The sequence below is a fragment of the Mesorhizobium sp. B264B1B genome, assembly GCF_020165765.1.
GTDB lineage: Bacteria > Pseudomonadota > Alphaproteobacteria > Rhizobiales > Rhizobiaceae > Mesorhizobium.
The window spans coordinates 323,545-346,569 of record NZ_JAIUIS010000001.1 but is presented as its reverse complement, the minus strand read 5'-3'; the positions used below and the strand labels follow the sequence as shown (position 1 = coordinate 346,569).

Sequence of the window (23,025 nt, the reverse complement as noted above, 5' to 3'; positions counted from 1 at the left end):
GCTCAGCCCCTGCCCTGCGTCGCGGTCCCGGTGATCGTGGATTTCTGCGCCAGCGGCCCGCCGCGCCAGATATAGAGCGCCAGCAACGGCTCCTTGCCGGTGCGCATGGCGTGATTGACCTTAGAAGCGTGGTGGATGACCTCGCCGGCCTCTCTCTTGTGAAAGCTGTCCTCGCCCATTCGCCACTCGGTGCCGCTGGTCAGCGGGATATAGATCTCCTCGGCGACATGATGGTGGTCGGGATAGACGATACCAGGCCCAAGGATCAGCACGCCGGCGGCGACCTCGTCGTTGGCGAAGTGGCCGCGGGTGCCGAATACTTCGAGCCAGCCATAATTGTCGATGAACGCCTTGCCGAAATCCGACTCGCCGTAGGTCTGGCCCCAGCGCAATTCGCCGCGCTCCTGCGCCAGAAATTGCACCAGCTGCTTGGTCCGCGCCGGCGTCAATTCGGCGGCGCGATCGAGATGGCGCAGGCAGCCGAGTGGGTGCGGTTCAAGCTCGCGGGCGGGCATATCCCACCCTATGCGCGCCACTGCATCCTGCACCAGGAAGTCATCCACGGAAGCGAGATAGGCGTGGAACCGCTCTAGCAGCTCATCGAATTTTGTCGTCACATCTTGCTCCGGACATGCATTGACGCACAGCCGCTCCGCGGCGGCTCGGGTTGCGCGGCGGCATCATTGGTCTAGATTGGTGCGCGCGCAAAGCCAAAAACGACAGGCCAGCGAGCCAGCTGGCCAGCATATAGGGAGCACGCCATGGACGCCGCGGTCGATGCGAGCACCAGTCAGTTCGAACTCAACGAGGACCAGCGTGCCATCCAGGAGATGGCTCAGGCCTTCGCCGCCGATCGCGTCGCGCCGAACGCGCTAGACTGGGACCGCAACAAGCATTTCCCCGCCGACGTGATCCGCGAGACCGGCCCGCTGGGCCTCGGCGGCATCTGTGTCAGGGACGATGTCGGCGGCTCCGCCCTTGGCCGGCTCGACGCCGTGCTGATCTTCGAAGCGCTGTCCCACGCCGACCCTGCCTTTTCCTCCTTCATCTCGATCCACAATATGGTGGCCTCGATGATCGACCGTTTCGGCGACGACGGCCAGCGCCGGCGCTTCCTGCCGAAGCTCACCTCCATGGAATGGCTGGCGAGCTATTGCCTGACCGAGCCGGGTTCCGGCTCGGACGCCGCTGCCCTGAAGACGCGGGCGGTGAAGAGCGGCGGCGACTACGTGCTGAACGGCGCCAAGCAGTTCATTTCCGGCGCCGGCGACAGCGATATCTATGCCGTCATGGTGCGCACCGGCGCCGAGGGACCGAAAGGCATTTCCACCATCGTCGTGCCGAAAGATGCGCCGGGACTCTCCTTCGGCGCCAATGAGCACAAGATGGGCTGGCATATGCAGTCGACCCGCCAGGTCATTTTCGAGGATTGCAAGGTGCCGGCCGAAAACCTTTTGTCAGGCGAAGGCGCCGGCTTCGGCATCGCCATGGCCGGGCTCGATGGCGGCCGGCTGAACATTGCCGCCTGTTCGCTTGGCGGGGCCCAGTCGGCGCTCGACAAGGCGCTGTCCTACACCGCCGAGCGCAAGGCATTCGGCTCCAGGATCAACCAGTTCCAGGCGCTGCAGTTCCGGCTGGCCGATATGGAAACCGAGTTGCAGGCGGCGCGCATCTTTCTTTATGCCGCCGCTTCCAAGCTCGACCGCAAGGCACCGGATGCCTCGAAATGGTCGGCAATGGCCAAGCGCTTCGTCACCGACACCGGTTTCAACGTCGCCAACGATGCGCTGCAGCTGCTCGGCGGCTACGGTTACCTGCACGATTACGGCATCGAGAAACTGGTGCGCGACCTGCGTGTGCATCAGATCCTCGAAGGCACCAACGAGATCATGCGCGTCATCATCGCCCGCGCGTTGATCGGTCGCTGAAGCGTGCAAACTCCGGGAGAGACACAATGACCACAATCGCCTTCATCGGCCTTGGGAATATGGGCAATCCAATGGCGGCAAACCTGGTCAAGGCAGGCCACACGGTGAATGGCTTCGACCTCATGCCCGAAAACCTGACCGTTGCACGCGAGCATGGTGTGGTCATCATGGCCGATGCCGCCGCAGCAGTGAGGGACGCGGACGTCGTCATCACCATGCTACCCGCCGGCAAGCATGTCCTGTCGGTCTACGAAGAGATCGCGTCCAAGGCAAATAGGGGCGCGCTTTTCATCGATTCCTCGACCATCGACGTCGAATCGGCGCGCAAGGCGCATGCCATCGCCGCAAAGCACGGCCTGCTGTCGGTTGATGCGCCGGTCTCGGGCGGCACCGGCGGTGCCGCCGCCGGCACGCTGACTTTCATGGCCGGCGGCTCGGACGACGCCTTCGCCGCCGCCGAGCCGATCCTGAAGCCCATGGCCGGGCGCATCGTCCATTGCGGCGGCGACGGCGCCGGCCAGGCGGCCAAGATCTGCAACAACATGATTCTCGGCATTTCGATGATCGGCGTCGCCGAGGCCTTCGTGCTGGCCGAAAAGCTCGGCCTGGCGCACCAGGCCCTGTTCGACGTTGCCTCGACCTCTTCAGGCCAGTGCTGGTCGCTGACCACCTATTGCCCGGTGCCCGGCCCGGTGCCGACCTCGCCCGCCAACCGCGACTACAAGCCCGGCTTCGCCGCCGCGCTCATGCTGAAGGATTTGAAGCTGTCGCAGGAAGCCGCACAAGCCGCGGGCGCGGTGACACCGCTTGGCGCCGAAGCGACACAGCTCTACGGCCTGTTCAACGCGCAAGGGAATGCCGGCGCCGATTTTTCCGGGATCATAAATTTTCTGCGCGGCGCCAATCAATAAGCGATTGATAAAGCTCGTTTTTCTTTCGTACGCCTCGCCGGAGAACCGCAAAATTTAGGTTTGCTTAAGCTCTCGATAACTCCGCGGTAACGATGTCCCTATAAAACGGACTGCGAGGCGGATATCGCGTCCGCCCGGCGCTCCGGATCAGGTCTCGCGTACCGGAGCCCGTAAGTTTCGCCAAGTGTTTGCGTAGCGAAACGCCAAGCGTATCTGGCAAAGCCGCGTTCCCGGTGGGGCGCGGTTTTTGCGTTCCAGGATCCGACATCCCTCATATTCCGATTGCCGCGTTCGGGATCGGCACGTGATCTTCATTGGTCAGCACGATCGGCGCATCGGCGCCCTCGACCCGGACCACGAGCAGGTGCGTGCTCCACGTGCCTGCATTGCGAACAAGATGCGAAAACACCGTGCCCTTTCCCTTGGCGCCGTGGATGGGAATGCTGAACTGCGCGTCACCCGTCCCATCTGCGTTGACGTTGAGATGGCCGCCGACCCAGAAATTGGCGATCACGTCGTCGCCGATAGCAGCTTTCACCCGGGTATCGGCGCGAACGACCTCCATGGTCATGTGATAGGCGTCACTGCCTTTGATCATGAAAGGGATGCCGCCGACCATCGTCGCGCAGCCCCCGATACTAAGCACCCAGACGGCAAGACCGGCGATCGCCCAGTTGCGCTGCGTTCTGCGGAACTGCTCGGCATCGCGCCACACCCGGTTCCGCCATGCCCAGCGGCTGCCGCGCGCGCCGAGCACGAAGATCATGACGATGTTGACGATCGGGATCAGCGCCAGCAGGGCGATGAAGGTGGAGTTGCCGATGCCCCAGATCCAGTTGAGGAAGAAGGCGCCCCAATTCCAGCGATCGAGCTCAGCCGGGATTTCGGCGGGCTGGTTGAGCGGTTGTCCGGCCATCGCGTTCCCCGTCGGCAAAACTGCCTTGGCGGGTTGTAACCGATAGCGCCGGCGACCGGAACCCTCAGTCTGTCTGGGGCCAGCGGCCGGGCGTCTCGATCACGAACGCCCGGCCATTTCTTTTACCGTTTGCGCAGATCCGCTTGCGCCAGGTCGAGCGCCTTGCCGATACGCTCGCAGGCCATATCGATCGTATCGCGGGTCCAGATCAGCGGCGGTGACAGGATCATTGTGTCGCCGGTGGCGCGCAGCATCATGCCGTTGGCGATCGCATGGTCGCGCACGGTAACCGCGGCACTTCCAGCCGGCAGGAACCGCTCCTTGGTCGCCTTGTCCTTGACGATCTCGATCGCACCCATCAGCCCGATCGAACGCACCTCGCCGACCAGCTCGTGCCCGGCGATGCGCTCTTGCAGCGCCTTGGCGAAATAGGGCCCAGTGTCGCTCCTGACGCGGTCGACCAGACCCTCCCGCTCCATGATCTCCAGGTTCTTCAGCGCCACGGCGCAAGCCACGGGGTGGCCGGAATAGGTATAACCGTGATTGAACTCGCCGCCCTTCTCGATCAGCGTCGAGGCAATGCGATCGCCGACCAGCAGCGCCGACAGCGGCTGGTAGCCCGACGTCAGCGCCTTGGCGGTGGTGATGGTGTCGGCCTGGATGCCAAGCGTCTGCGCGGCAAACCATTCGCCCGTGCGGCCATAGCCGGTGATGACCTCGTCCAGCATCAGCAGCACATCGTATTTGCGGCAGATGCGCTGTACCTCGGGCCAATAGCTTGCCGGCGGTATCTTCACGCCGCCAGCTCCCATCACCGGCTCGCCAATGAAGGCGGCGACCTTGTCGGCGCCGGCTTCGAGGATGGCGTCCTCGACCGCCTTTGCCGCGCGCAGGCCGAAATCATGATCGCTCTCGCCCGGCAGCGACAGCTCATAGGCGTACGGCGTCATCACATGGACGATGTTGGGCACCTCCCCGTTGAGCTGCTTGTGCATGGCGTCCATGCCGCCGAGCGACGTGCCGGCGATGGTCGAGCCGTGATAGGCCATCTTGCGCGAGATGACGCGGTTCTTCTGCGGCTTGCCTTCGAGCACCCAATAGTGGCGCACGAGCCTGAGCGCAGTGTCGTTGGCTTCCGAGCCGGACGAGCCATAGAACACCTGGTTGACATTCTTCGGCGCGATCTCCGCCAGCTTCTTCGACAGAAGCACAGGCGTCGGCGTCGAGCATTTGAAGAAGGAATTGTAGTAAGGCAGCTCCTTCATCTGCGCATAGGCAGCCTCGGCGAGTTCGTCGCGGCCATAGCCGATATTGACGCACCACAGCCCCGCCATGCCGTCGAGCAGTTCCGTCCCTTCGGAATCGTAGATGAAGGGACCGTTGGCGTGGGTGATGATGCGCGATCCGGCCTCGCGCAATTCCCTATGGTCGGTGAACGGATGCAGATGATGCGCGGCGTCGATCTGCTGAAGCTGCTTCAGCGAATAATTCTGATAGGTCATGGATCTGATCTTCCTCTGGAACCAATCCGGCTGCGCCGGGGCGGATTCTTCAGAGGACGGCGGGTGGCGAATAGCCTATGCGGGCGCAAAGCCGCAAAAGCTCGGCGCGCAACGTGCGCAGCGACGGCGTCACCGCGCCCCCAAATGCCCGAACCCCGAAAAGGCCGGCCAATGTCACCACGGGAGCCATGAAGGCACCTTAGAGCAAAGAAGGTTCGAGGTGAACCACCCTTCGCTCCGGTCCGAAGGCTTTCGGTTCAGCCCTTCCCGCCCAGCGTCCTCTGCAGGAAAACGTACTTCATCGCGGCCTGTGCCGCCTGCGGCCGGCGGTCGCCGCGGCCGCCATGGCCGCCCTCGGTCTCTTCGAAGAAGAGCGTCCCGGCGTGGCCGGCCTCCTGCAGGCGGGCGGCCATCTTGCGCGCATGGCCGGGATGCACCCGGTCGTCGGCGGTCGAGGTGGTGAGCAGCACCGGCGGATAGGCACCGGCCTCGACATGCTGGTAAGGCGAGTAGGCGGCCAGCCAGGTCGCATCTTCCGGCTTCGACGGATCGCCATATTCGGCCATCCACGAAGCGCCGGGCGGCAATTCGGTGTAGCGCAGCATGTCGAGCAGCGGCACCTCGATGATGACGGCGCCGAACAGCTCCGGATGCTGCGTCAACGAGACGCCCGTCAGCAGGCCGCCATTCGAGCCGCCCTGGATGCTGAGCGAGGCAGCTGTCGCAATGCCGCGCCTGACGACATCCTGCGCGACCGCCGCGAAATCGTCGAAAGCGTTCTGCCGGTTGCCCTTGAGCGCTGCCTGGTGCCAGGCCGGGCCGAACTCGCCCCCGCCGCGGATGCAGGCCTGCACATAGGCATTGCCCTTCTCCAGCCACAGCCTGCCGCGCACGCCGGCATAGCCAGGCAGCAAAGGCACTTCGAAGCCGCCATAGCCGTAGAGCAGCGTCGGCACCGGGCCCTTCTGGTCACGCCGCCTGACGACGAAATAGGGAATCATCGTGCCGTCCTTCGAGCGCGCCTCGAACTGTTCCGAGACGAGCTGCGAAGCATCGAATCGCGACGGCTGCGACTTCACTGTGGCGAGCGTCTCGCCATTGTCGTCGGACCAGATGATCGAGCTCGGCGTCAGGAAATCGGTGAAAGAGAAGGAGACGCTGGCGCCGAAATGTTCGGCATGGCTGATGCCTACCGTGCCGTTTTCCGGCAACGCGACCGGTTTCAGCGACCAGGCGCCGTCCCTGCGTTCGCAGGCCACAACCTTGCCGCGCACATTGTCCATCAGGCTGATGAATAGGCGGTCCTGCGTCCTGGCAAGAGTGGCGATGGACACGCGATGCGCCGGCGCGAGCAAGGTCTCGATGACGCCGAAACTGCCGGTCTCGATCCAATGCGCGAAATCGAACGAATAGAGCCCGTCCGGCCTGCAGGACGTGCCATCCGGCGCCCTCCAAGGCGTACGCACGCCAAACACCATCTGGTCCTTGAAAAGCGCCGTGTCGGTAACGTCGTCGGGCAACGGAATGCGTCTGTTTTCACCTGACGGGAGACGCAGGAAACTGTGCGATGCAAAGAAGTTGAGCGTCCGCGTTAGAAACAAATGCCGCTTCTCGCCATCGAACTCCAGGCCGGCGCCGACGGCGAGGTCTTCCTTCTGCGCTTCGAAGATCGGCGTCGCGTCTTCAAGGTCCGTGCCGCGCGTCCACAATTTGACGACGCGCGGGTAGCCGGATTCGGTCTTGTCGGCCTCTTCGAAGGCTGCCGAGACGATCACCGTATCCTTGTCGAGCCAGCCGAAACCGGACTTGGAAGCGGGCGCGCGAAAACCGTCCTCGACGAACGATTTGGCGGCGATGTCGAATTCGCGCATCTCGCTGGCGTCACCGCCATCAGGCGACATCGAAACCAGGCAGCGGTTGAAATCGGGGTAGAGCCGGCTGGCGCCGCCGAACACCCACTTCACTCCCTCCTTCGCCGCGAGCTGGTCGAAGTCGATGATGGTTTCCCAGTCCGGTCTGTCGGTCTTGTAGGAAGCCACCGTCGTGCGGCGCCACAGGCCCAACACATTGGTCTTGTCCTGCCAGAAATTATAGACGTAGCCGTTGAGCGCGGAGCCGACGGCTATGTTGTCCTCGGCGGTCATCAGATCGAGCGCGGTTTCGAACGACGCCTGGTAGGACGGATCGCCCTGCAATTGCGCCACCGTGACTTCGTTCTGGCGATGTACCCAGTCGAGCGCCTCCTTGCTCGTCCTTTCCTCCAGCCAAAGAAAGGGATCATCGGTCGCCAAGCCAGGCTTTGTCGTCGAAATGGTCATGGGGGTCTCCGGGAAATCGGGGGGCGGCCCTGCCTACATCGCGTCAAAGGGCGCCGGATTCAAGGTGTTGAAGCCGCGTCATCGCGGCAGATCGCTTCAGGCCGTCACACGATCCGCCGCCGGATGACGGTCGCAGCCGCCAGCGCCAGGCAGATCGCGCCGAGCGTCACCGGCAGGCCGCTCGCGCCGATCCCGTCCATCACGCCGCCCGCAAGCGGCGGAACGAGGATGCCGCCGACGCCCCACATCAGGGAGAAAGCGGCATTGCCGGCAATTAGCGCCGAGCCGCTGAAACGCTCGCCGAGTTCGATGATCGCCATCGTATAAATGCCGTAGGACACCGCGCCCCAGACGAAGATCATCGGCCAGACCAGCGGCGTTTCGATCAATAGCGGCAGCAGCAGACAGCCGAGCAGCGTCAGCACCAGGCAGATGAACCGCACCAGGCGCGCCGTCAGCCCCTCGGCCAGCAGGCCGAGCGGCACCTGCATGGCGATGTTGCCGGCGATCATCGTCGACAGCAGGGCCGATTGCGGTTCTCGGCGATGCCATAATGCGTGCCGTAGACGGGCAACAGCGCCAACACCGCCTGCTCGAAGCCGGCAGCCACGATTACTGCCGACAAAAGCAGCCAGGCGAGCGGCATGAAGCCCATCACCGAAAGCCGATGCCCGGCTTCGTCGACCTTAGGCAGGCGCCCGACCACCAGGGCGAGGCACCCGCCGCAGAAGATGAAAGCGGAAATGCCGACCAGGAATGGCGGCCAGCCCTCCGTACCGACGGCCAGCAGGCAAAGCGGCCCGGCGGCGAAGCCGGCCGAGATGATCGTGGAATAGACGCCCATGATGCGGCCGCGCCGGGCCGGCGGCGCCAGCGCGATCACCCAGATTTCGCTTAAGACATAGAGCGGATTGGTCACCGCGCCGATCAGGAACCGCAGCGGAAACCAGAGATAGACGTTCTGTGTCCAGCCGATCAGCGCCAGCACGACCGCCGAAAGCGCCGCGCAGGTCAGCGCCGTGCGCCCTGCCCCGAACCGCCGCGCCAGTGACGGGATGAGCGGCGACGAGACGATGAAGCCAATCGGCGTCATCGCCGCCGACAGGCCGATCATGACAGGCGAAACGCCCTGCCGCTGCAGGATGAAGCTCAAGAGCGGATAGGACAGTCCCTGCGCGATGGCGAACACCGACACGGTTGCGATCACACCGGTGATCGCTGCCCACTGCATCGTATCGTCGCGCTTCGGTTCCACCCGGTCCATGATCCACATCGCCTCTCGGCTGCAGGCTTAGCGTTTCGACCCGACAGCCGTAAGCCCCAAAGCCCGAACCCACGCTTGTTCCGGCCAAACCCTGTCAGGAGCCTCTGCGGCTGGCCGATCTGTAGAGCACGAAGGCGACCAGCAGCGCGTCCAGGCCGACGATCACCGCCGGCAATCCCAAAGGCCCGATCGCCTGCATCAGCAGACCGGCGCTGGGCGGACCGACAATGCCGCCAACGCCCCACAACAAGGCGAAAGCGGCGTTGCCGGTGACCAGCAGCGAGCCCTTGAAGCGGCTGCCGAGTTCCACCAACGCCATCGTGTAGACGCCATAGCCGACCGCTCCCATCACCAGCAGCACCGCCCAGATCAGCGGCGTCGTGATCAGCAGCGGCAGCAGAAGCGCGCAAACGGTGGTCGCCACCGCACAGGCCAGGATCATGGGGCGGCCGCCGAAGCGTTCGGCGAGCAGGCCGAGCGGGATCTGCAGCAGGATATTGCCCAAGGATAACGCCATCACCAGAGCGGCGAGCACGGCTTCCGGCAAGCCATAGCCGGCGCCGAAGACCGGAACCAGCGCATAGGTGCTTTGCTGGACCGCTGCCGAGACCAGCACCGCCAGCAGCAGCGCCGGCGCCAGCCGGGCAAAACCGATAAAGCTGCCGGCTGGCTGGCCGTCATCCTCGAAACCGGTGAGCTTTGAGGAGACAAGGCGCAGAATGACGGCGCAGAGCACGAACCCGCCAATGCCGACGCTGAAGGGAGCCCAGCCCGACGTGCCGAGCAGGGTCAGTGTGAAAGGCCCAGCCGCGTAGCCGGCCCCCATCAGCGTGTTGAACACGCCCATCACCCGGCCGCGTCGCGCCGGCGGCGCCAGCGACAGCGCCCACACCTCGCCGAGGATATAGAGCGGGTTGATGACCACGCCGATGATGAAACGGAGGACGAACCACGCCACCCAGTCCTGCAGATAGCCGATGCCCAGGAAGCACAGCGCACCGATCAGCGAGCAGCCGACGGCGAGCGTGCGGGCGCCGACCAGCCGCACGGCGGCGGGCACGAACGAGGCAGACAGGATCAAGCCAACCGGCATCATCGCCGCCGACAGGCCGATCAGGCCCGGCGACATGCCTTGCTTCTGCATCAGCAGCGTGAACAGCGGCGAGCTCAGCCCTTGCGCGGCGCCGAACATCGCCAGCGCTGCGGTGACGCCGGCGAGCGCTGCCCACTGCGTTGCCGCTTCGCCTTGGCTCGAGCCGGTCGCGACCATGCTGCCGTTCCATGAGTGAATCGCCGACCTGCGGATCGGCAAGCCATCAGCTACCGGTTCGATCACGGGAAAGGAAGGGCCGGACAGCGAAATCCGCTTGCGCCAACGGCCGGCGCCGTGCACCGGAAGGCTCGCGTCAAAAGCCGTCAGCACCTGCCGGCAGCACTATGGAAAATACCGTGCGATCGCGCCTTTCCTGCCTTGCGCGTAAGGCTTCAGCCACTTGTCGTCGATGGAGAGCCCATCGTCATCCGAAGGGCCTTTGCCGATGGTCCTGCGCCAGGCGCGGAACTTGTAGTGGTCGAACACGTCGAGCATATGCACGGCATAGGCCGCGGCGAAGGTCTTGTCGCCTTCGACGATCACCATGTTCTCGTCGTTCTCGTAGGAAGCCTTATAGCCGAGATTGTGGCTGCCGGTGACGACCGTTGCGTTGTCCTCCATCGGATCGATGATGACGATCTTGTCGTGCACGATGGCATGGCCGACGGTCAGCACCTCCGCCTGGAAATCGCGGGCGATCGTGGCGCCGGTCAGGTTCGCCACCCGCACGATGGAAACGTTCGGCGCCTCCCAGACCTTCTCCGGATAGACGAAGGGCGACTTGCCGTCCCTGTTTGATTTATGGGTGACCGGATCCTTGGTCGGCGCGACATAATTGGGCATGGCGGTCTCATCGCTGATTGCCCCTTGCACGATCAGCTTCGGATCGGCCCTTGCCGCCGCCACCGCCTGGTCGACGATCGAATTGTCGCCGAGCCGCGAAGGATTGAACACCAGGAACAGCACGGCGCGCTTGGCTGCCTTGATGCGGGCGAAGAGGTCCTCGAGATCGACCGGCCGCACCGAGATGTCCTTCTTGTTGCGCTCGGGATCATTGGGCGAGAACCACACCGTCATGCCGTCCAGCGCCGCCGTGGCGCCGTTGAGCGGGTTTGGCCTGTGGTTTTCCCTGCGAAACGGCACGCCTTGCGTCTGCGCGACATGGCCGGCGGCGCTTTCCGTGGCCGGCGGCGGGAACAGGTCGGCCTTCATGCGCTGCCAGTAGGCGTCGAATATCTCGGCCATCGCCGGGTCGTCGCGGATGAAGGCGTTGTTGGATTGCCCGCAAATGCCCGTCGAGGTCCAGTTGGTGCTGCCCGTCATCACCGATTGCGGCTTGCCCTGGGCATCGCGATAGACGGCGAACTTGTTGTGGCCGATATGGTTGTTGTTGAACAGGCGATCCGTCACCGCGACGCCTGCGTCGTGCAGCCGCTTCCTGTAAGGCGCGTTGCCAGCGTCCCAGGCCTTCGTCTGGTCATCCCTGCCCGAGTTGGAAAGAATGACCTCCACGACATCCCTGGCGGCAATGATTGCGTCGCACAGTTCGTCGTCGCCAAGCTCGTAGAGCGCAAGCCTGACCGTGCCGCCTTCGGCCTTGGCCCGCTTCAGCAGGCTGGTCAGCACATCAGGCACGTCGCCATGCAGGTAGGCGCGTATCTTGCTGGTCGGGTCCTGCAGCACAGCCCTGATCTTGTCGCGCTGCCCGAGCTTGATGCCGGCCTCGGCCAGCGCGCGCGACATCCATTGCGTCGACAGCACGCCATTTGTGAAGGCGACGCGCGCCTTGCCGAACATCTGGCCGAGGAAGATCGGCGGACTGACCGCGCCCCGGCCGAGATAGCCCAGCGGCCGCGCTGGGCCGGTATAGGTCTTTTCCGGGCGCACCGGCACGGGATCGAGCCCGGCCTTCATATCGCCGACCGGACGCACCCGGTAGGCGATCATTTCGCCGTCTGGCCTGACATCCAGGCTGTCGCGGCGCCGCCGGACAGTGAGATCGCGCCAGAATGTCTTCTGCACCGGCCAGACGCCGGTATCCTGGGGGATCCAGTCCTTGTTGCGCTGTCCCTTGAAGGGCACCCAGGAAGCCAGGCAACGCTCCTCGCCGGTGTCGGGATAGAGGCGAACGATCTCGAAGCCCAGGCAGCCCGGGATCATCCCGTCGAGGTCCCAGGAGAGGAACGCGACTTCGTTGTTGGTGGCGGCACGCACTTTGACGACGTCAGGCATGGCTCTCCCTCCGGAGATATTCGACGCACAAGTTTATCAGAAGCAAAAGACGATACTGCAACGAATGGCGCCCCCTTATCCGCGGGCCCGCCTCGGGACCACGCAGCTGCCGTTCCGGCATGTCGCTTCCCTCGCTCTAGTGGTCGCCGCCTCCGCAATGGCCGGACAGCCGCCGGTCCATTATGCCGCCCACTTTCGCATCGTACGAGGCCCCTCATGACCGCCGCCCTTCAACCCGCCGAACCGGCATTGGCAACCGATCGTGCCCGCCGCGGCGGCCGCGCCGGAAAACGCGCAGGCGGCTCGGCCGCGTTCGAGCAGCCGCCGTTCCGCCAGCTGAAAATCCCGCTCCAGCCGACCAAGCTGGTTTCCGACGACGAGCTGGAATCGATCCACCTGGCCTCGCTGCGGGTGCTGAAGGAGATCGGTGTCGACGTCCTGCATGACGAAGCCCGCCGCATTATGAAGGAACATGGCGCCGACGTGCGCGAAGGCAGCGAGCGCGTGCGCTTCGACAGCGACATGATCCTCGATCTGGTGTCGCACTGCCCACCTGAATTCACTATCCATGCCCGCAACCCCGCGCACAATGTGCGCTTCGGCGGCGACAACCTGATCATCTCGATGATGGCCTCGGCGCCCAATTGCTCGGACATCGATCGTGGCCGCCGGCCCGGCAACCAGCAGGACTATCGCAATTTCCTGCGCCTGGCGCAGATGCACAACATACTGAACTGCACGGGCGGCTATCCGGTCGAGCCGATCGACATCCACCCCTCCGTCCGCCACCTCGAATGCATCCGCGACCTCGCCACGCTGACCGACAAGGTGTTCCACATCTATTCGCTCGGCAAGGAACGAAATGTCGACGGCATCGAGATCACCCGCATCGCGCGCGGCATCAGCCACGAGCAGTTGCTCGAAGAACCGTCCGTTTTCACCATCATCAACACCAATTCGCCGCTGAAACTCGACGTGCCGATGATGGAAGGCATCATCCAGATGTCGAGCAAGGGCCAGGTCGTCATCGTCACGCCGTTCACCCTGTCGGGCGCCATGGCGCCGGTGACCATTGCCGGCGCGCTGGTGCAGCAGAACGCCGAGGCGTTGTCCGGCATCGCGTTTGCTCAGATGGTCAGGAAGGGCGCGCCGGTCGGTTATGGCGGCTTCACCTCCAATGTCGACATGAAGTCCGGTGCGCCCGCCTTCGGCACGCCCGAATACATGAAGGCGCAGCTCGTCGGCGGCCAGCTCGCCCGCCGCTATAACATCCCCTACCGCACCTCCAACACTTGCGCCGCCAACACGGTCGACGCACAGGCCGCCTATGAAAGCGTGTTCTCGCTGTGGGGCGCCATCCAGGGCGGCGGCAATTTGATGATGCACGCCGCCGGCTGGCTCGAAGGCGGCCTGCGCTGCTCCTACGAGAAGACCATCCTCGACATCGACCTGTTGCAGATGGTGGCGGAATTCTTGACCCCGCTCGACCTGTCCGAACAGGCGCTTGGCTTCGACGCCATCCAGTCGGTCGGCCCCGGTGGCCACTTCTTCGGCACACAGCACACGCAGGATCGCTACAAGACCGCCTTCTACTCGCCGATCCTGTCCGACTGGCGCAATTTCGAGACCTGGGCCGAAGCCGGCTCGCCGACGGCGCTCGAAAAGGCCAACAAGGTGTGGAAGGAGCGGCTGGCCTCCTATGACGAGCCCTACATGGACCCGGCGATCCGCGAAGAGCTCAACGCCTTCGTCCAGAAGCGCCGCGCCGAAGGCGGCGCCCCGACCGATTTTTGATCGTCTGCGTTGTCGATGAACTGATCACGCGTATGGATTCGATGAACGGTCGACCCCCACTCCGTCGAGCTGCGCTCGACACCTCTCCCCCGATCGACGGGGGAGAGGAAGGGCGTGAGCTTGGCCGGGCTGGCTCCCTTCCTCTCCCTCCGGAGGGGGGAGAGGTGGCGCTGCGAAGCAGCGACGGAGTGGGGGAAGCCGCTCGTAAAACCCGCAGTCGCCGAAAGTCAGTTACAACCCAGAGAGCCAGGAAACTCAGGCAAGGCAACAATCAGGCCGAAGCACTGCTTTGGCTCGAACTAAAAGCCCGCAGACTTGGTCGCTACAAGTTCACACGCCAGTTCTCTATCGGACCATACTACGCCGACTTCTGTTGCCGCGAAAAATGGCTGGTCGTTGAAATCGACGACTCACAGCACGCCGACAGTCCCTATGACCGCCGCCGCGACGATTTCATGCGCGCCCAAGGCTATTCGATCCTGCGCCTCTCGAGCCATGACGTCCTGAAACATCGTACTCCCGTCTGTGAAACCGTCCTTGCCGCGCTCGACGGCAGGCTGACCGAAAACATCGCTGCATCCGACCTCCGCCTTGTTTTCACACCGCACTCACCCGATTCAATCTCTTCAAAAACGGACCTATCTTCATGAAATCCCATGTAAAAGCGGTTGTCATCGGCGGCGGCGTCGTCGGCTGCTCGGTGCTCTATCACCTGGCCAAGGCCGGCTGGACCGACATCATGCTGATCGAACGTTCGGAGCTCACTTCCGGCTCGTCCTGGCACGCGGCGGGCGGCTTCCATACGCTCAACGGCGACCCCAACGTCGCCAAGCTGCAGGCCTATACCGTGCAGCTCTACAAGGAGATCGAGGAGCTTTCCGGCCAGTCCTGTTCGCTGCACCTGACCGGCGGCGTGATGATGGCCGATTCGCCCGAGCGCATGGACTTCCTGCGGCTTGCCCACGCCAAGGGTCGCTACCTCGGCATGGATACCGAGCTGATCACGCCATCCGAGGCCAAGGCGATGTTCCCGCTGATGGACGAGACGAATTTCGTCGGCGCCATGTGGGATCCGGTCGAAGGCCATCTGGATCCGTCCGGCACCACGATTGCGTACTCGAAGGCGGCGAAGAAACTCGGCGCCGAGATCGTGCTGCGCAACCGCGTCGTCGAACTGACGCAGCAGGTCGACGGCACCTGGAACGTCATCACCGAACAAGGCACGGTTCACGCCGAGCATGTCGTCAACTGCGGCGGCCTGTGGGCGCGCGAGATCGGCCGCATGGTCGGCCTCGAGCTGCCGGTGCTCGCCATGGAGCACATGTATCTCCTGACCGAACCCATGCCGGAGGTCGAGGAATTCAACAAATCGACCGGCCGCGAGATGATCGGCGTGATGGATTTCAAGGGCGAGATCTACACCCGCCAGGAGCGCAACGGCATCCTGCTCGGCACTTACGAAAAGGCGTGCAAGCCGTGGTCGCCGGTCAACACGCCCTGGGATTTCGGCCACGAGCTGTTGCAGCCCGACCTCGACCGCATCGCGCCGTCGCTGGAGGTCGGCTTCAAGCATTTCCCCGGCATCGAGAAGGCCGGCATCAAGCAGATCATCAACGGTCCCTTCACTTTCGCATTGGATGGCAATCCCCTGGTCGGCCCGGTGCAGGGCCTGACCAACTTCTGGTGCGCCTGCGCCGTCATGGCCGGCTTCAGCCAGGGCGGCGGTGTCGGCCTGGCGCTGTCCAACTGGATGGTGCATGGCGATCCCGGCTTCGACGTCTGGGGCATGGACGTCGCCCGCTTCGGCGAATGGGCGAGCCTGCGCTACACCAACGCCAAGGTGCGCGAGAACTATTCGCGCCGCTTCTCAATCCGCTTCCCCAATGAGGAACTGCCGGCAGCACGCCCGGCGCAGACGACGCCGCTTTACGACACCATGCTCGCCAACAACGCCGTCATGGGCGACTCCTGGGGCCTTGAGACCCCGCTATGGTTCGCGCCGAAGGGCAAGGAGCCCAAGGATATCGTCTCCTTCCACCGCTCCAACGATTTTGGCCCGATCGGCGAGGAAGTGCGCGGCACGCGCGAGCGCGTCGGCGTCACCGAAATCGCCAACTTCGCCAAATACGAGGTCTCCGGACCGGGGGCGGAGGATTTCCTCAACCGGCTGATGACCAACCGCATGCCGAAGGCGGGCCGCATCGTGCTGACCCCGATGATCAACGAATTCGGCAAGCTGATCGGCGACTTCACCATCGCCAAGGCCGCGGAAGAACGCTTCATGATCTGGGGCTCGTCGGCCGCGCAGAAATATCACATGCGATGGTTCGAAAAGCACCTGCCGAAGGATGGTCCAAGGACGTCAGAGGTGCGCATCCACCGCTTCGACCAGACGCTGGTCGGCCTGTCGATTGCCGGACCGAAGTCGCGGGACCTCCTGCAGAAGCTGGTCGATGTCGACATCTCGACCAAGGCCTTCCGCTTCATGGATTTCCGCGAAATGGCGGTCGGCGGCGCCCCCTGCATGGTCAACCGCATTACCTATACCGGCGACCTCGGCTACGAGATCTGGATGGCGCCAGCCTATCAGCGCCTGGTTTACAAGGCGATCAAGGACGCAGGCGAAGAATTCGGGCTGGTCGATTTCGGCATGCGCGCCCTGCTCTCGATGCGCCTGGAAAAGAACTTCCCGACCTGGTTCCGCGAATTGCGGCCGATCTACGGACCGTTCGAAGGCTCGATGGACCGCTTCATCAAGCTGGAGAAGAACGACTTCATCGGCCGCGACGCGGCCGCCAGGGAACGGGCCGAAGGACCGAAGCTGCGCCGCGTGTCCTTTATCGTCGAGGCGGCCGACGCCGACGTGATGGGTGACGAGCCGATCTGGGCCAAGGTCGGCAAGGACTACGGTACGGTGGAAAAGCCGCATGGCTTTGGCGCGCCGCGCTTCGATGCGGCCGGCAAGGAAGTGCGGGGCTCCAAGGCGGCACAAGGCGCATCCGCCGTGCGCGGCATCGTCGACGGCGACTGGCGCGTGGTCGGTTGGGTTACCTCCGGCGGCTATGCCCACTATATCCAGAAGTCGATGGCGCAGGGCTACGTGCCGGCGGCGCTGGCCGAGGATGAAAGTGCCGGCCTGTTCGAGATCGAAATCCTCGGCCATCGCCGTCCGGCCCGCATCAATGTCGAGGCGCCGTTCGACCCGAGCGGCGAGAAGATGCGGAGCTGAGGTTTCGCCATGGACAGCGCGGCGCCAAAGGGGAGCTTCGGCCGCCACCGCAAGATCATGCCGTTTGTGCCGGGCTCGATCGAGGCGCTGCGCGAGGCCTCCCGCCAGAAGGCGGCTGATCTCAACCAGCATGTGCTGGGCTACGGCGCGACAGCCGAAGCGGAATGGGCGGCGGCAGGCATTGCCGCCCCCGACTTGGCCGAAATGCGCCAATACCGGCTGGAACGCATCCGCACCGAGCTGAGGCGCCGGGGCTACGCCGGCGCGCTGCTCTACGATCCCATCAACATCCGCTATGCGACCGATTCCACGAACATGCAGCTTTGGGTGGCGCACAACCCGACACGGCATTGTTTCGTCGCCACCGAAGGGCCGGTGGTGCTGTTCGACTATTTCTCCTGCGAACATCTGTCGGACCATTCCGGCGTCGTCGACGAGGTTCGCCCCGCCGTCTCGTGGATGTATCTGTACAGCGGCGAACTCACCGAGCAGAAGGTCCGCCGCTGGGCGGGCGGGATCGCCGATCTGGTGCGGGAACATGGCGGCGGCAACAGCCGCATCGCGGTCGACCACATCAATCCGGAAGGCGTCGAGGAACTTGCGCGCCGCGGCATTTCCATCGGCAATGGCGAAGCGGTGATGGAGAACGCCCGGCTGGTCAAATCCCCGGACGAGATCCTTGCCATGCGCCGCGCCATCCTCGCCTGCGAGGCGGCAATGGGCGAGATGGAACAGGCGCTGAAGCCCGGCATCACTGAGAATGAATTATGGGCCGAACTGCACCGCGGCAACATTGCCCGCGGCGGCGAATGGATCGAGACGCGGCTGTTGGCATCCGGCCCGCGCACCAACCCCTGGTTCCAGGAATGCTCCTCGCGCCTCATCGAGGCGGGCGATCTCGTCGCCTTCGACACCGACCTGATCGGCCCCTACGGCTTCTGCGCCGACCTGTCGCGCACCTGGCTGTGCGGGGATGTGAAGCCAACCGACGAACAGCGCGATCTTTTCCGCATCGCCGCCGACCAGATCGCGCACAACACCGAATTGATACAGCCGGGCACCGCCTTCCGCGACCTTGTCGACCGCTCGGCGGTGCCGCCCGGCGACTGTTTCCCGACCCGCTATGGTGTGCTCTACCATGGCGTCGGGCTGGCCGACGAATACCCCACCTTGCCGCATGCCGACGACTGGACATCGGACACGCCCGACGGCGTGATCGAGCCAGGCATGGTGCTGTGCGTGGAGAGCTATATCGGCAGGCTCGGCGGGCGCGAGGGTGTCAAGATCGAGGAACAGATCCTGGTCACCGGCACCGGCAACGAAAAGCTTTCAACCTATCCGCTGGATGCGAGGCTGCTCGGCTAAGCCGGCAAGGGCCTCGCGCATCGCGGCAACCGTTTTTTCCGGCGTCGCTTTCGCGGTGATGAAGGGCAGGCCCTTGCGCAGGCCCGTCCAGCCGACGACCTTCACCTGGCTGGCCGCCGGCTCGAAGCGCTGCGCCAGCGCCCAGCTCTCGCAGTCGATCGCCGCGACATCGGCCCTGCCCTCGGCCACGGCGACGATCGAAGCGCGATGTCCGCCGCTTTCGCTGCGCGAGGAAAACACATCAAGGCTTTCGCCCAACGCCTCCAGGTCGCGCGTCGGCGCGATGATACCGGACATGGAATCGAGGCTGTTGAAGGTGAAGCGCTTGCCCCGGATCAGATCGAGCGGGATGACGGGCCTGCCATTGCCAGGCGCAGGCACCGACGCCTTGCCGTCCGCCCGCATCACCAGCGCGCTCGAATAAAGCTCGCCCTGGCCGCCTTCGTAGACGTCATAGCTCGGCTGGCCGACAACCTGCACATGGCCGGCCAGGCCAAGCTCCATCGGCCCCCAGCAAGTCTGCGCGAACAGCAGTGCGGGATGCAGCCAGAGCTGGTGAAAATCGAGCGCGTCCGGCGGCAATGTCGCGGGGTCGGGCGCGATCAGAACGCCGGTGGCACTATGAATGCCGCCCGGCACCGGCGGCAGATCGCCGTTGCGGCGAATGACGGTCTCCGGCGCATGGATTATCCCCCCTTGACGGAAGGCGTCGCGCAGCAGTGCCCATTGGGCGTCGACCTCGCGGCGCACTTCCGGCCAGTCATACATCGGCAGCGCTGCAACGAATTCGCTCATGCCGGGATCTGACCATTAAATCTGGAGAGAGGTTCACAAAAACGCGGCGTCGGATTTGAGATAGCCGACACCGTCCGTCGTGTCGCGGGCTTCATTCCTTGGGCGGCTCGGCCGGGACTGGCGCGGTGCCGAGCCCGCTGATGTTGCGCGCCCTGACGCGCGGCTTGAATGCCCTGCCCGGCTCCGGCTGGCGCCGCAACACCGGATGCACGATCGGCTCCTTGGCCTTGAAAGCATAGGACCTGATCAGCGCGAAATAGTTGGGATAGGCATAGCCATTGTTCATCCGCAGCCATTCCTCGCGACGTTCACGAAACAGCTGGGGCAGTCTGTACCAGGCCACCGTTGGTGTCTTGTGGTGGACGAAGTGCAAATTGTTGTTGAGGAACAGGAACGACAGCGGCGAGCGCTCGATGATCACCGTGCGGCCTTCGGGATGCTCGGACCATTGATGCTCGGCAAAGGTGCGGATCGCGATCAGCGACTGGCCGAGCCACACCGGGAGAATATAGAGCCAAAGCGGAATGCCAAAGCCGAACTGCACGATCGGCGCCACGACGGCGAGGCCGATCGCATGCAGCAGCCAGGCTTTGCGGATGGCCTTGTCGCCGGCCATCATATGTTTGGCGTCGTCGATGAAGAAGCCGATGCAGGACAGCCAGGGACCGAGAAAGAACCGGCCGGCCATGGTGTTGTTGATCCTGAGCAGGAATTTCATTGCTCGCGGCAGGTCGTCATGCTGCCAAAGCGCCTGGTAGTAGCTTTCCGGATCGTCGAGCGGATCGGTCAGGCGCTCGTCGGCATGATGGCGCAGATGAAGCGTCTTGAAGCGGCGGAACGGCCAGACCAGACCGATCGGCAGGAAGACGAAAGCCTCGTTGATCAGGGCATCGCGCGTCGGATGGCCGTGCAGCACTTCGTGCATGATCGACGACTGAAGTGCCAGGATGAAACCGAGGAGAGCGAGCGCGAAGATCGGATAGGACGGCCAGAGCAGAAGGCCGGTGGCGAGCCATGCTCCGTAACAGAAGAAAGCGAGGGCTACGGTTGGCCACTCGATGGCCGGTGTATTGCGTCGCCTGATGCTCTTGCCAGTCATGCTATCGACCACTGCCCCTCAGTCGCCGGAACCCCAGTGGCTCCTGACAGCATAGTGTCAGGAGAAACGATTCCACTCAACGAGACAAAGTGTACAAAATGTTGCGATTGCGCATTTTCAACCGCAGATGTTACAGATTGTAAACAGACCTAGGGATTCATTTACGCCTGGAGCGCCTCGTCAGGACGTCTCGGCGAAAATTTTTCCTCATGATTCGGAGACTTGGAAGATGGACAAACGAGATCTGTCAGCAATCTTTCGGGAGCGTCTCAAGTTGCTCCTGACAAGGTCCGACCTCAACCAGTCCGCCTTCGCCACCGCCGTCGGCATCGATCGGTCGGCGCTGTCGCAGCTGATGTCGGGCGCGTCGACGCGCTTGCCGCGGGCCGAAACGCTGCTCAACATCGCGGCCGAGTTCAAAGTGTCGCTGGATTGGCTGCTCGGCCTCAGCCAGGACGAGGGCGTCACCGGTGAAATCCGCGAAAGCCTGGAGATCGAGGAAGCCCCCGACGGTTTCGACCGCACGCTTCTGGCCAGATGGTTCGCCGAGGCCGCGGGCACCAAGATCCGCTATGTGCCGGCCGGCATCCCCGATCTTCTGCGGACCCACGCGCTGGTCGACTATGAGGCAAACATCACCAACAGGAGCAGGCTCGCACAGGCCAGCGAGACCCAATACCGCATCGAATACAACCGGCGCCCGGAAACCGACATGGAAGTCTGCATGCCGCGTCACACGCTGGAGATTTTTGCACGCGGCCTCGGCGTCTGGGACCGCTTTCCGGAGGCCGACCGTCGGCAGCAACTCGCCCATATGGCGACGCTGCTTGACGATCTCTATCCAACTTTCCGGCTGTTTCTCTACGACGGCCGCATGCGCTATTCGATCCCGCTCACCATTTTCGGACCTTACCGCGCCGCCATCTATGTCGGCGACATGTACGTCGTGCTGAATGCCACCCAGCCGGTCCAGGCCTTGACCCGGCATTTCGACAATCTGATCCGGGCCGCCGACGTCAACCCGCATGAGGCAGCAAGCTTCGCGCGCAATCTGGCTGGCCTGTCGTTTCCATCAGGTTCCGCATGACAGCGGCACCCGTAACCGCGCCCTTCAACTGCGACTCCGCCGTCGCTATTTCATTGACTGGACATAAAGACTTCTTTATATCCTTATCCGAATTCAGAACATGAAAGCCAATCCGATGACGACGACCAACCCGATCGACGCGCTGCTGGCGCAAAAAGGCGTGCTTTTGGCTGACGGCGCCACGGGCACCAATTTGTTCGCAATGGGTCTGGAGGCTGGCGAGGCGCCGGAGCTGCTGAACGAGACCAAGCCCGACACCATCACCAGCCTGCACCAGAATTTCGTCGATGCCGGCGCCGACATCATCCTGACCAACTCCTTCGGCGGCACCCGTCACCGGCTGAAGCTGCATCATGCCCAGGACCGCGTGCACGCTCTGAACAAGCGCGCCGCCGAGATCGCCCGCGCCGTTGCCGACAAGGCCGGGCGCAAGGTGATCGTCGCCGGCTCCGTTGGCCCGACCGGTGAGTTGCTGGTGCCGCTCGGCGCCATGACCTATGACGAGGCGGTCGACGCCTTCGCCGAGCAGATCGAAGGCCTCAAGGAGGGCGGCGCCGAGGTCGCCTGGATCGAGACCATGTCGGCGCCCGACGAGATCCGTGCCGCCGCCCAAGCGGCGATCCGCGTCGGCCTGCCCTATACCTATACCGGTTCCTTCGACACCGCCGGCCGCACCATGATGGGCCTGCTGCCGAAGGACATACACGGCGTCGCCGATGGCTTGTCGCAAGCCCCGCTCGGCGTCGGCGCCAATTGCGGCGTCGGCGCTTCCGACATCCTCGCCTCGCTGCTCGACATGACGCAGGCGAAGCCGGAGGCGACCGTGATCGTCAAGGGCAATTGCGGCATTCCCGAATTCCGCGGCACCGAGATCCACTATTCCGGCACGCCCGAACTGATGGCCGACTATGTGCGCCTTGCCGTCGACGGCGGCGCGAAAATCATCGGCGGCTGCTGCGGCACCTCGTTCCAGCACCTGGCCGCCATGCGCAAGGCGCTCGACGCCCACAGCAAGGCGGATCGTCCGACCGTCGAGACGATCGTCGAGCGCATCGGTCCGATGCGCAACAAGGTGGCCACGGCGGACACCGCCGAGACCAGCGAGGCCCGCCGCGAGCGTCGCCGCAGCCGGGCCTGAAGCCACCGCTTTCTAATTATTCGCTGTTGTCAGCGTAGCTCGACTGCGCCGATTTGAGATCGACGACATTGTCGCCGCGCATCGTCATCAGCGCTCCGGATGAAACCGGATCGGTGATCTGCTCCAGCATGATGCGGAAACGGTCGTTGGTCAGAGCCGACATGGCGGTGTGGCGCGCCTGCGCGACATCGTCGCCGATGCGCCTGGATTCGGCTGATTGGGCGGCCGCCGAAGCGTCCCGTGCCGGCGGTGTCGAGTTGGCGGTAGTCCTGATCTGCAATTCCGGCTCCCTCAGCCCCACACACCTATCCGGCGTAACAAGAGGAAATTGCGATCCGGTACCGGAAATGCCGC

The 23,025-nt window shown here is 64.0% G+C and carries 18 protein-coding genes and 1 pseudogene; 8 read left to right on the top strand and 11 right to left on the bottom strand.

Annotated features, from left to right (window positions below; translation table 11 throughout):
• Positions 1-2: 2 nt before the first annotated feature.
• The gene (locus LB547_RS01590; protein WP_140762728.1) at positions 3-617 is read right to left on the bottom strand and encodes a dimethylsulfonioproprionate lyase family protein; all 615 of its coding nucleotides are present in this window, start codon (positions 615-617) and stop codon (positions 3-5) included.
• Positions 618-761: 144 nt separating this feature from the next.
• Here LB547_RS01590 and LB547_RS01585 point away from each other — a divergent pair, with 144 nt between their 5' ends.
• Both LB547_RS01585 and mmsB read left to right on the top strand, forming a co-directional pair.
• Positions 762-1,928 (top strand): isobutyryl-CoA dehydrogenase, encoded by a 1,167-nt coding sequence (locus tag LB547_RS01585; RefSeq protein WP_140762726.1) that lies wholly within the window; start codon positions 762-764, stop codon positions 1,926-1,928.
• A 26-nt stretch (positions 1,929-1,954) separates the two neighbouring features.
• Positions 1,955-2,839 carry a 3-hydroxyisobutyrate dehydrogenase gene (gene mmsB, locus LB547_RS01580; RefSeq protein ID WP_140623285.1) on the top strand — a complete coding sequence of 295 codons (885 nt, stop codon included), beginning with the start codon at positions 1,955-1,957 and terminating at the stop codon, positions 2,837-2,839.
• A 271-nt stretch (positions 2,840-3,110) separates the two neighbouring features.
• Here mmsB and LB547_RS01575 read toward each other — a convergent pair whose 3' ends face one another.
• The 7 genes and pseudogenes from LB547_RS01575 to LB547_RS01545 all read right to left on the bottom strand — a co-directional run bounded on the left by LB547_RS01575 (position 3,111) and on the right by LB547_RS01545 (position 12,164).
• On the bottom strand, positions 3,111-3,755 hold the full coding sequence (locus tag LB547_RS01575; protein ID WP_140555061.1) for a cytochrome c oxidase assembly factor Coa1 family protein: 645 nt from the start codon (positions 3,753-3,755) through the stop codon (positions 3,111-3,113).
• A gap of 122 nt (positions 3,756-3,877) precedes the next feature.
• Positions 3,878-5,257 carry an aspartate aminotransferase family protein gene (locus tag LB547_RS01570; protein ID WP_140559631.1) on the bottom strand — a complete coding sequence of 460 codons (1,380 nt, stop codon included), beginning with the start codon at positions 5,255-5,257 and terminating at the stop codon, positions 3,878-3,880.
• Positions 5,258-5,306: 49 nt separating this feature from the next.
• Positions 5,307-5,447, bottom strand: a complete 141-nt coding sequence (locus LB547_RS01565; protein WP_140762723.1) for a capsid protein — start codon at positions 5,445-5,447, stop codon at positions 5,307-5,309.
• Positions 5,448-5,514: 67 nt separating this feature from the next.
• Entirely contained in the window at positions 5,515-7,575 is a 2,061-nt protein-coding gene (locus tag LB547_RS01560) for a prolyl oligopeptidase family serine peptidase (protein ID WP_140762721.1), read from the bottom strand.
• 104 nt (positions 7,576-7,679) lie between these two features.
• Positions 7,680-8,806 (bottom strand): annotated as a pseudogene (locus tag LB547_RS01555) (MFS transporter).
• A 127-nt stretch (positions 8,807-8,933) separates the two neighbouring features.
• Positions 8,934-10,109, bottom strand: a complete 1,176-nt coding sequence (locus LB547_RS01550) for an MFS transporter (RefSeq protein ID WP_140517268.1) — start codon at positions 10,107-10,109, stop codon at positions 8,934-8,936.
• 165 nt (positions 10,110-10,274) lie between these two features.
• Positions 10,275-12,164, bottom strand: a complete 1,890-nt coding sequence (locus LB547_RS01545) for a phospholipase D-like domain-containing protein (RefSeq protein WP_140762717.1) — start codon at positions 12,162-12,164, stop codon at positions 10,275-10,277.
• Positions 12,165-12,380: 216 nt separating this feature from the next.
• On the opposite strand from LB547_RS01545, the gene LB547_RS01540 reads away from it, so the two are divergent.
• The 4 genes from LB547_RS01540 (at position 12,381) to LB547_RS01525 (ending at position 18,552) form a co-directional block, all read left to right on the top strand.
• Entirely contained in the window at positions 12,381-13,958 is a 1,578-nt protein-coding gene (locus LB547_RS01540; RefSeq protein WP_140521093.1) for a trimethylamine methyltransferase family protein, read from the top strand.
• A gap of 164 nt (positions 13,959-14,122) precedes the next feature.
• Positions 14,123-14,608 (top strand): endonuclease domain-containing protein, encoded by a 486-nt coding sequence (locus LB547_RS01535; RefSeq protein ID WP_140762714.1) that lies wholly within the window; start codon positions 14,123-14,125, stop codon positions 14,606-14,608.
• The gene (locus LB547_RS01530) at positions 14,605-17,187 is read left to right on the top strand and encodes a GcvT family protein (RefSeq protein ID WP_224655898.1); all 2,583 of its coding nucleotides are present in this window, start codon (positions 14,605-14,607) and stop codon (positions 17,185-17,187) included. Before LB547_RS01535 ends, LB547_RS01530 begins: the two co-directional genes overlap by 4 nt.
• A gap of 9 nt (positions 17,188-17,196) precedes the next feature.
• Positions 17,197-18,552 (top strand): M24 family metallopeptidase, encoded by a 1,356-nt coding sequence (locus tag LB547_RS01525; protein ID WP_140760702.1) that lies wholly within the window; start codon positions 17,197-17,199, stop codon positions 18,550-18,552.
• Here the strand turns inward: LB547_RS01525 and LB547_RS01520 are convergent.
• Both LB547_RS01520 and LB547_RS01515 read right to left on the bottom strand, forming a co-directional pair.
• Positions 18,517-19,347, bottom strand: coding sequence for a phosphate/phosphite/phosphonate ABC transporter substrate-binding protein (locus tag LB547_RS01520; protein WP_140760705.1), 831 nt, complete (start codon positions 19,345-19,347; stop codon positions 18,517-18,519). The genes LB547_RS01525 and LB547_RS01520 overlap by 36 nt on opposite strands.
• Before the next feature lie 91 nt (positions 19,348-19,438).
• Positions 19,439-20,446, bottom strand: coding sequence for a fatty acid desaturase (locus LB547_RS01515; RefSeq protein ID WP_140760710.1), 1,008 nt, complete (start codon positions 20,444-20,446; stop codon positions 19,439-19,441).
• 229 nt (positions 20,447-20,675) lie between these two features.
• Here LB547_RS01515 and LB547_RS01510 point away from each other — a divergent pair, with 229 nt between their 5' ends.
• Together LB547_RS01510 and bmt are read left to right on the top strand one after the other, a co-directional pair.
• Complete coding sequence (locus LB547_RS01510; protein ID WP_140495665.1) at positions 20,676-21,533, top strand: helix-turn-helix domain-containing protein; 858 nt, start codon at positions 20,676-20,678, stop codon at positions 21,531-21,533.
• A 115-nt stretch (positions 21,534-21,648) separates the two neighbouring features.
• Positions 21,649-22,671, top strand: coding sequence for a betaine--homocysteine S-methyltransferase (bmt, locus tag LB547_RS01505; protein ID WP_181177985.1), 1,023 nt, complete (start codon positions 21,649-21,651; stop codon positions 22,669-22,671).
• A 16-nt stretch (positions 22,672-22,687) separates the two neighbouring features.
• Here the strand turns inward: bmt and LB547_RS01500 are convergent, their stop codons facing one another.
• Entirely contained in the window at positions 22,688-22,951 is a 264-nt protein-coding gene (locus LB547_RS01500) for a hypothetical protein (protein WP_181169919.1), read from the bottom strand.
• Between the last annotated feature and the right edge of the window lie 74 nt (positions 22,952-23,025).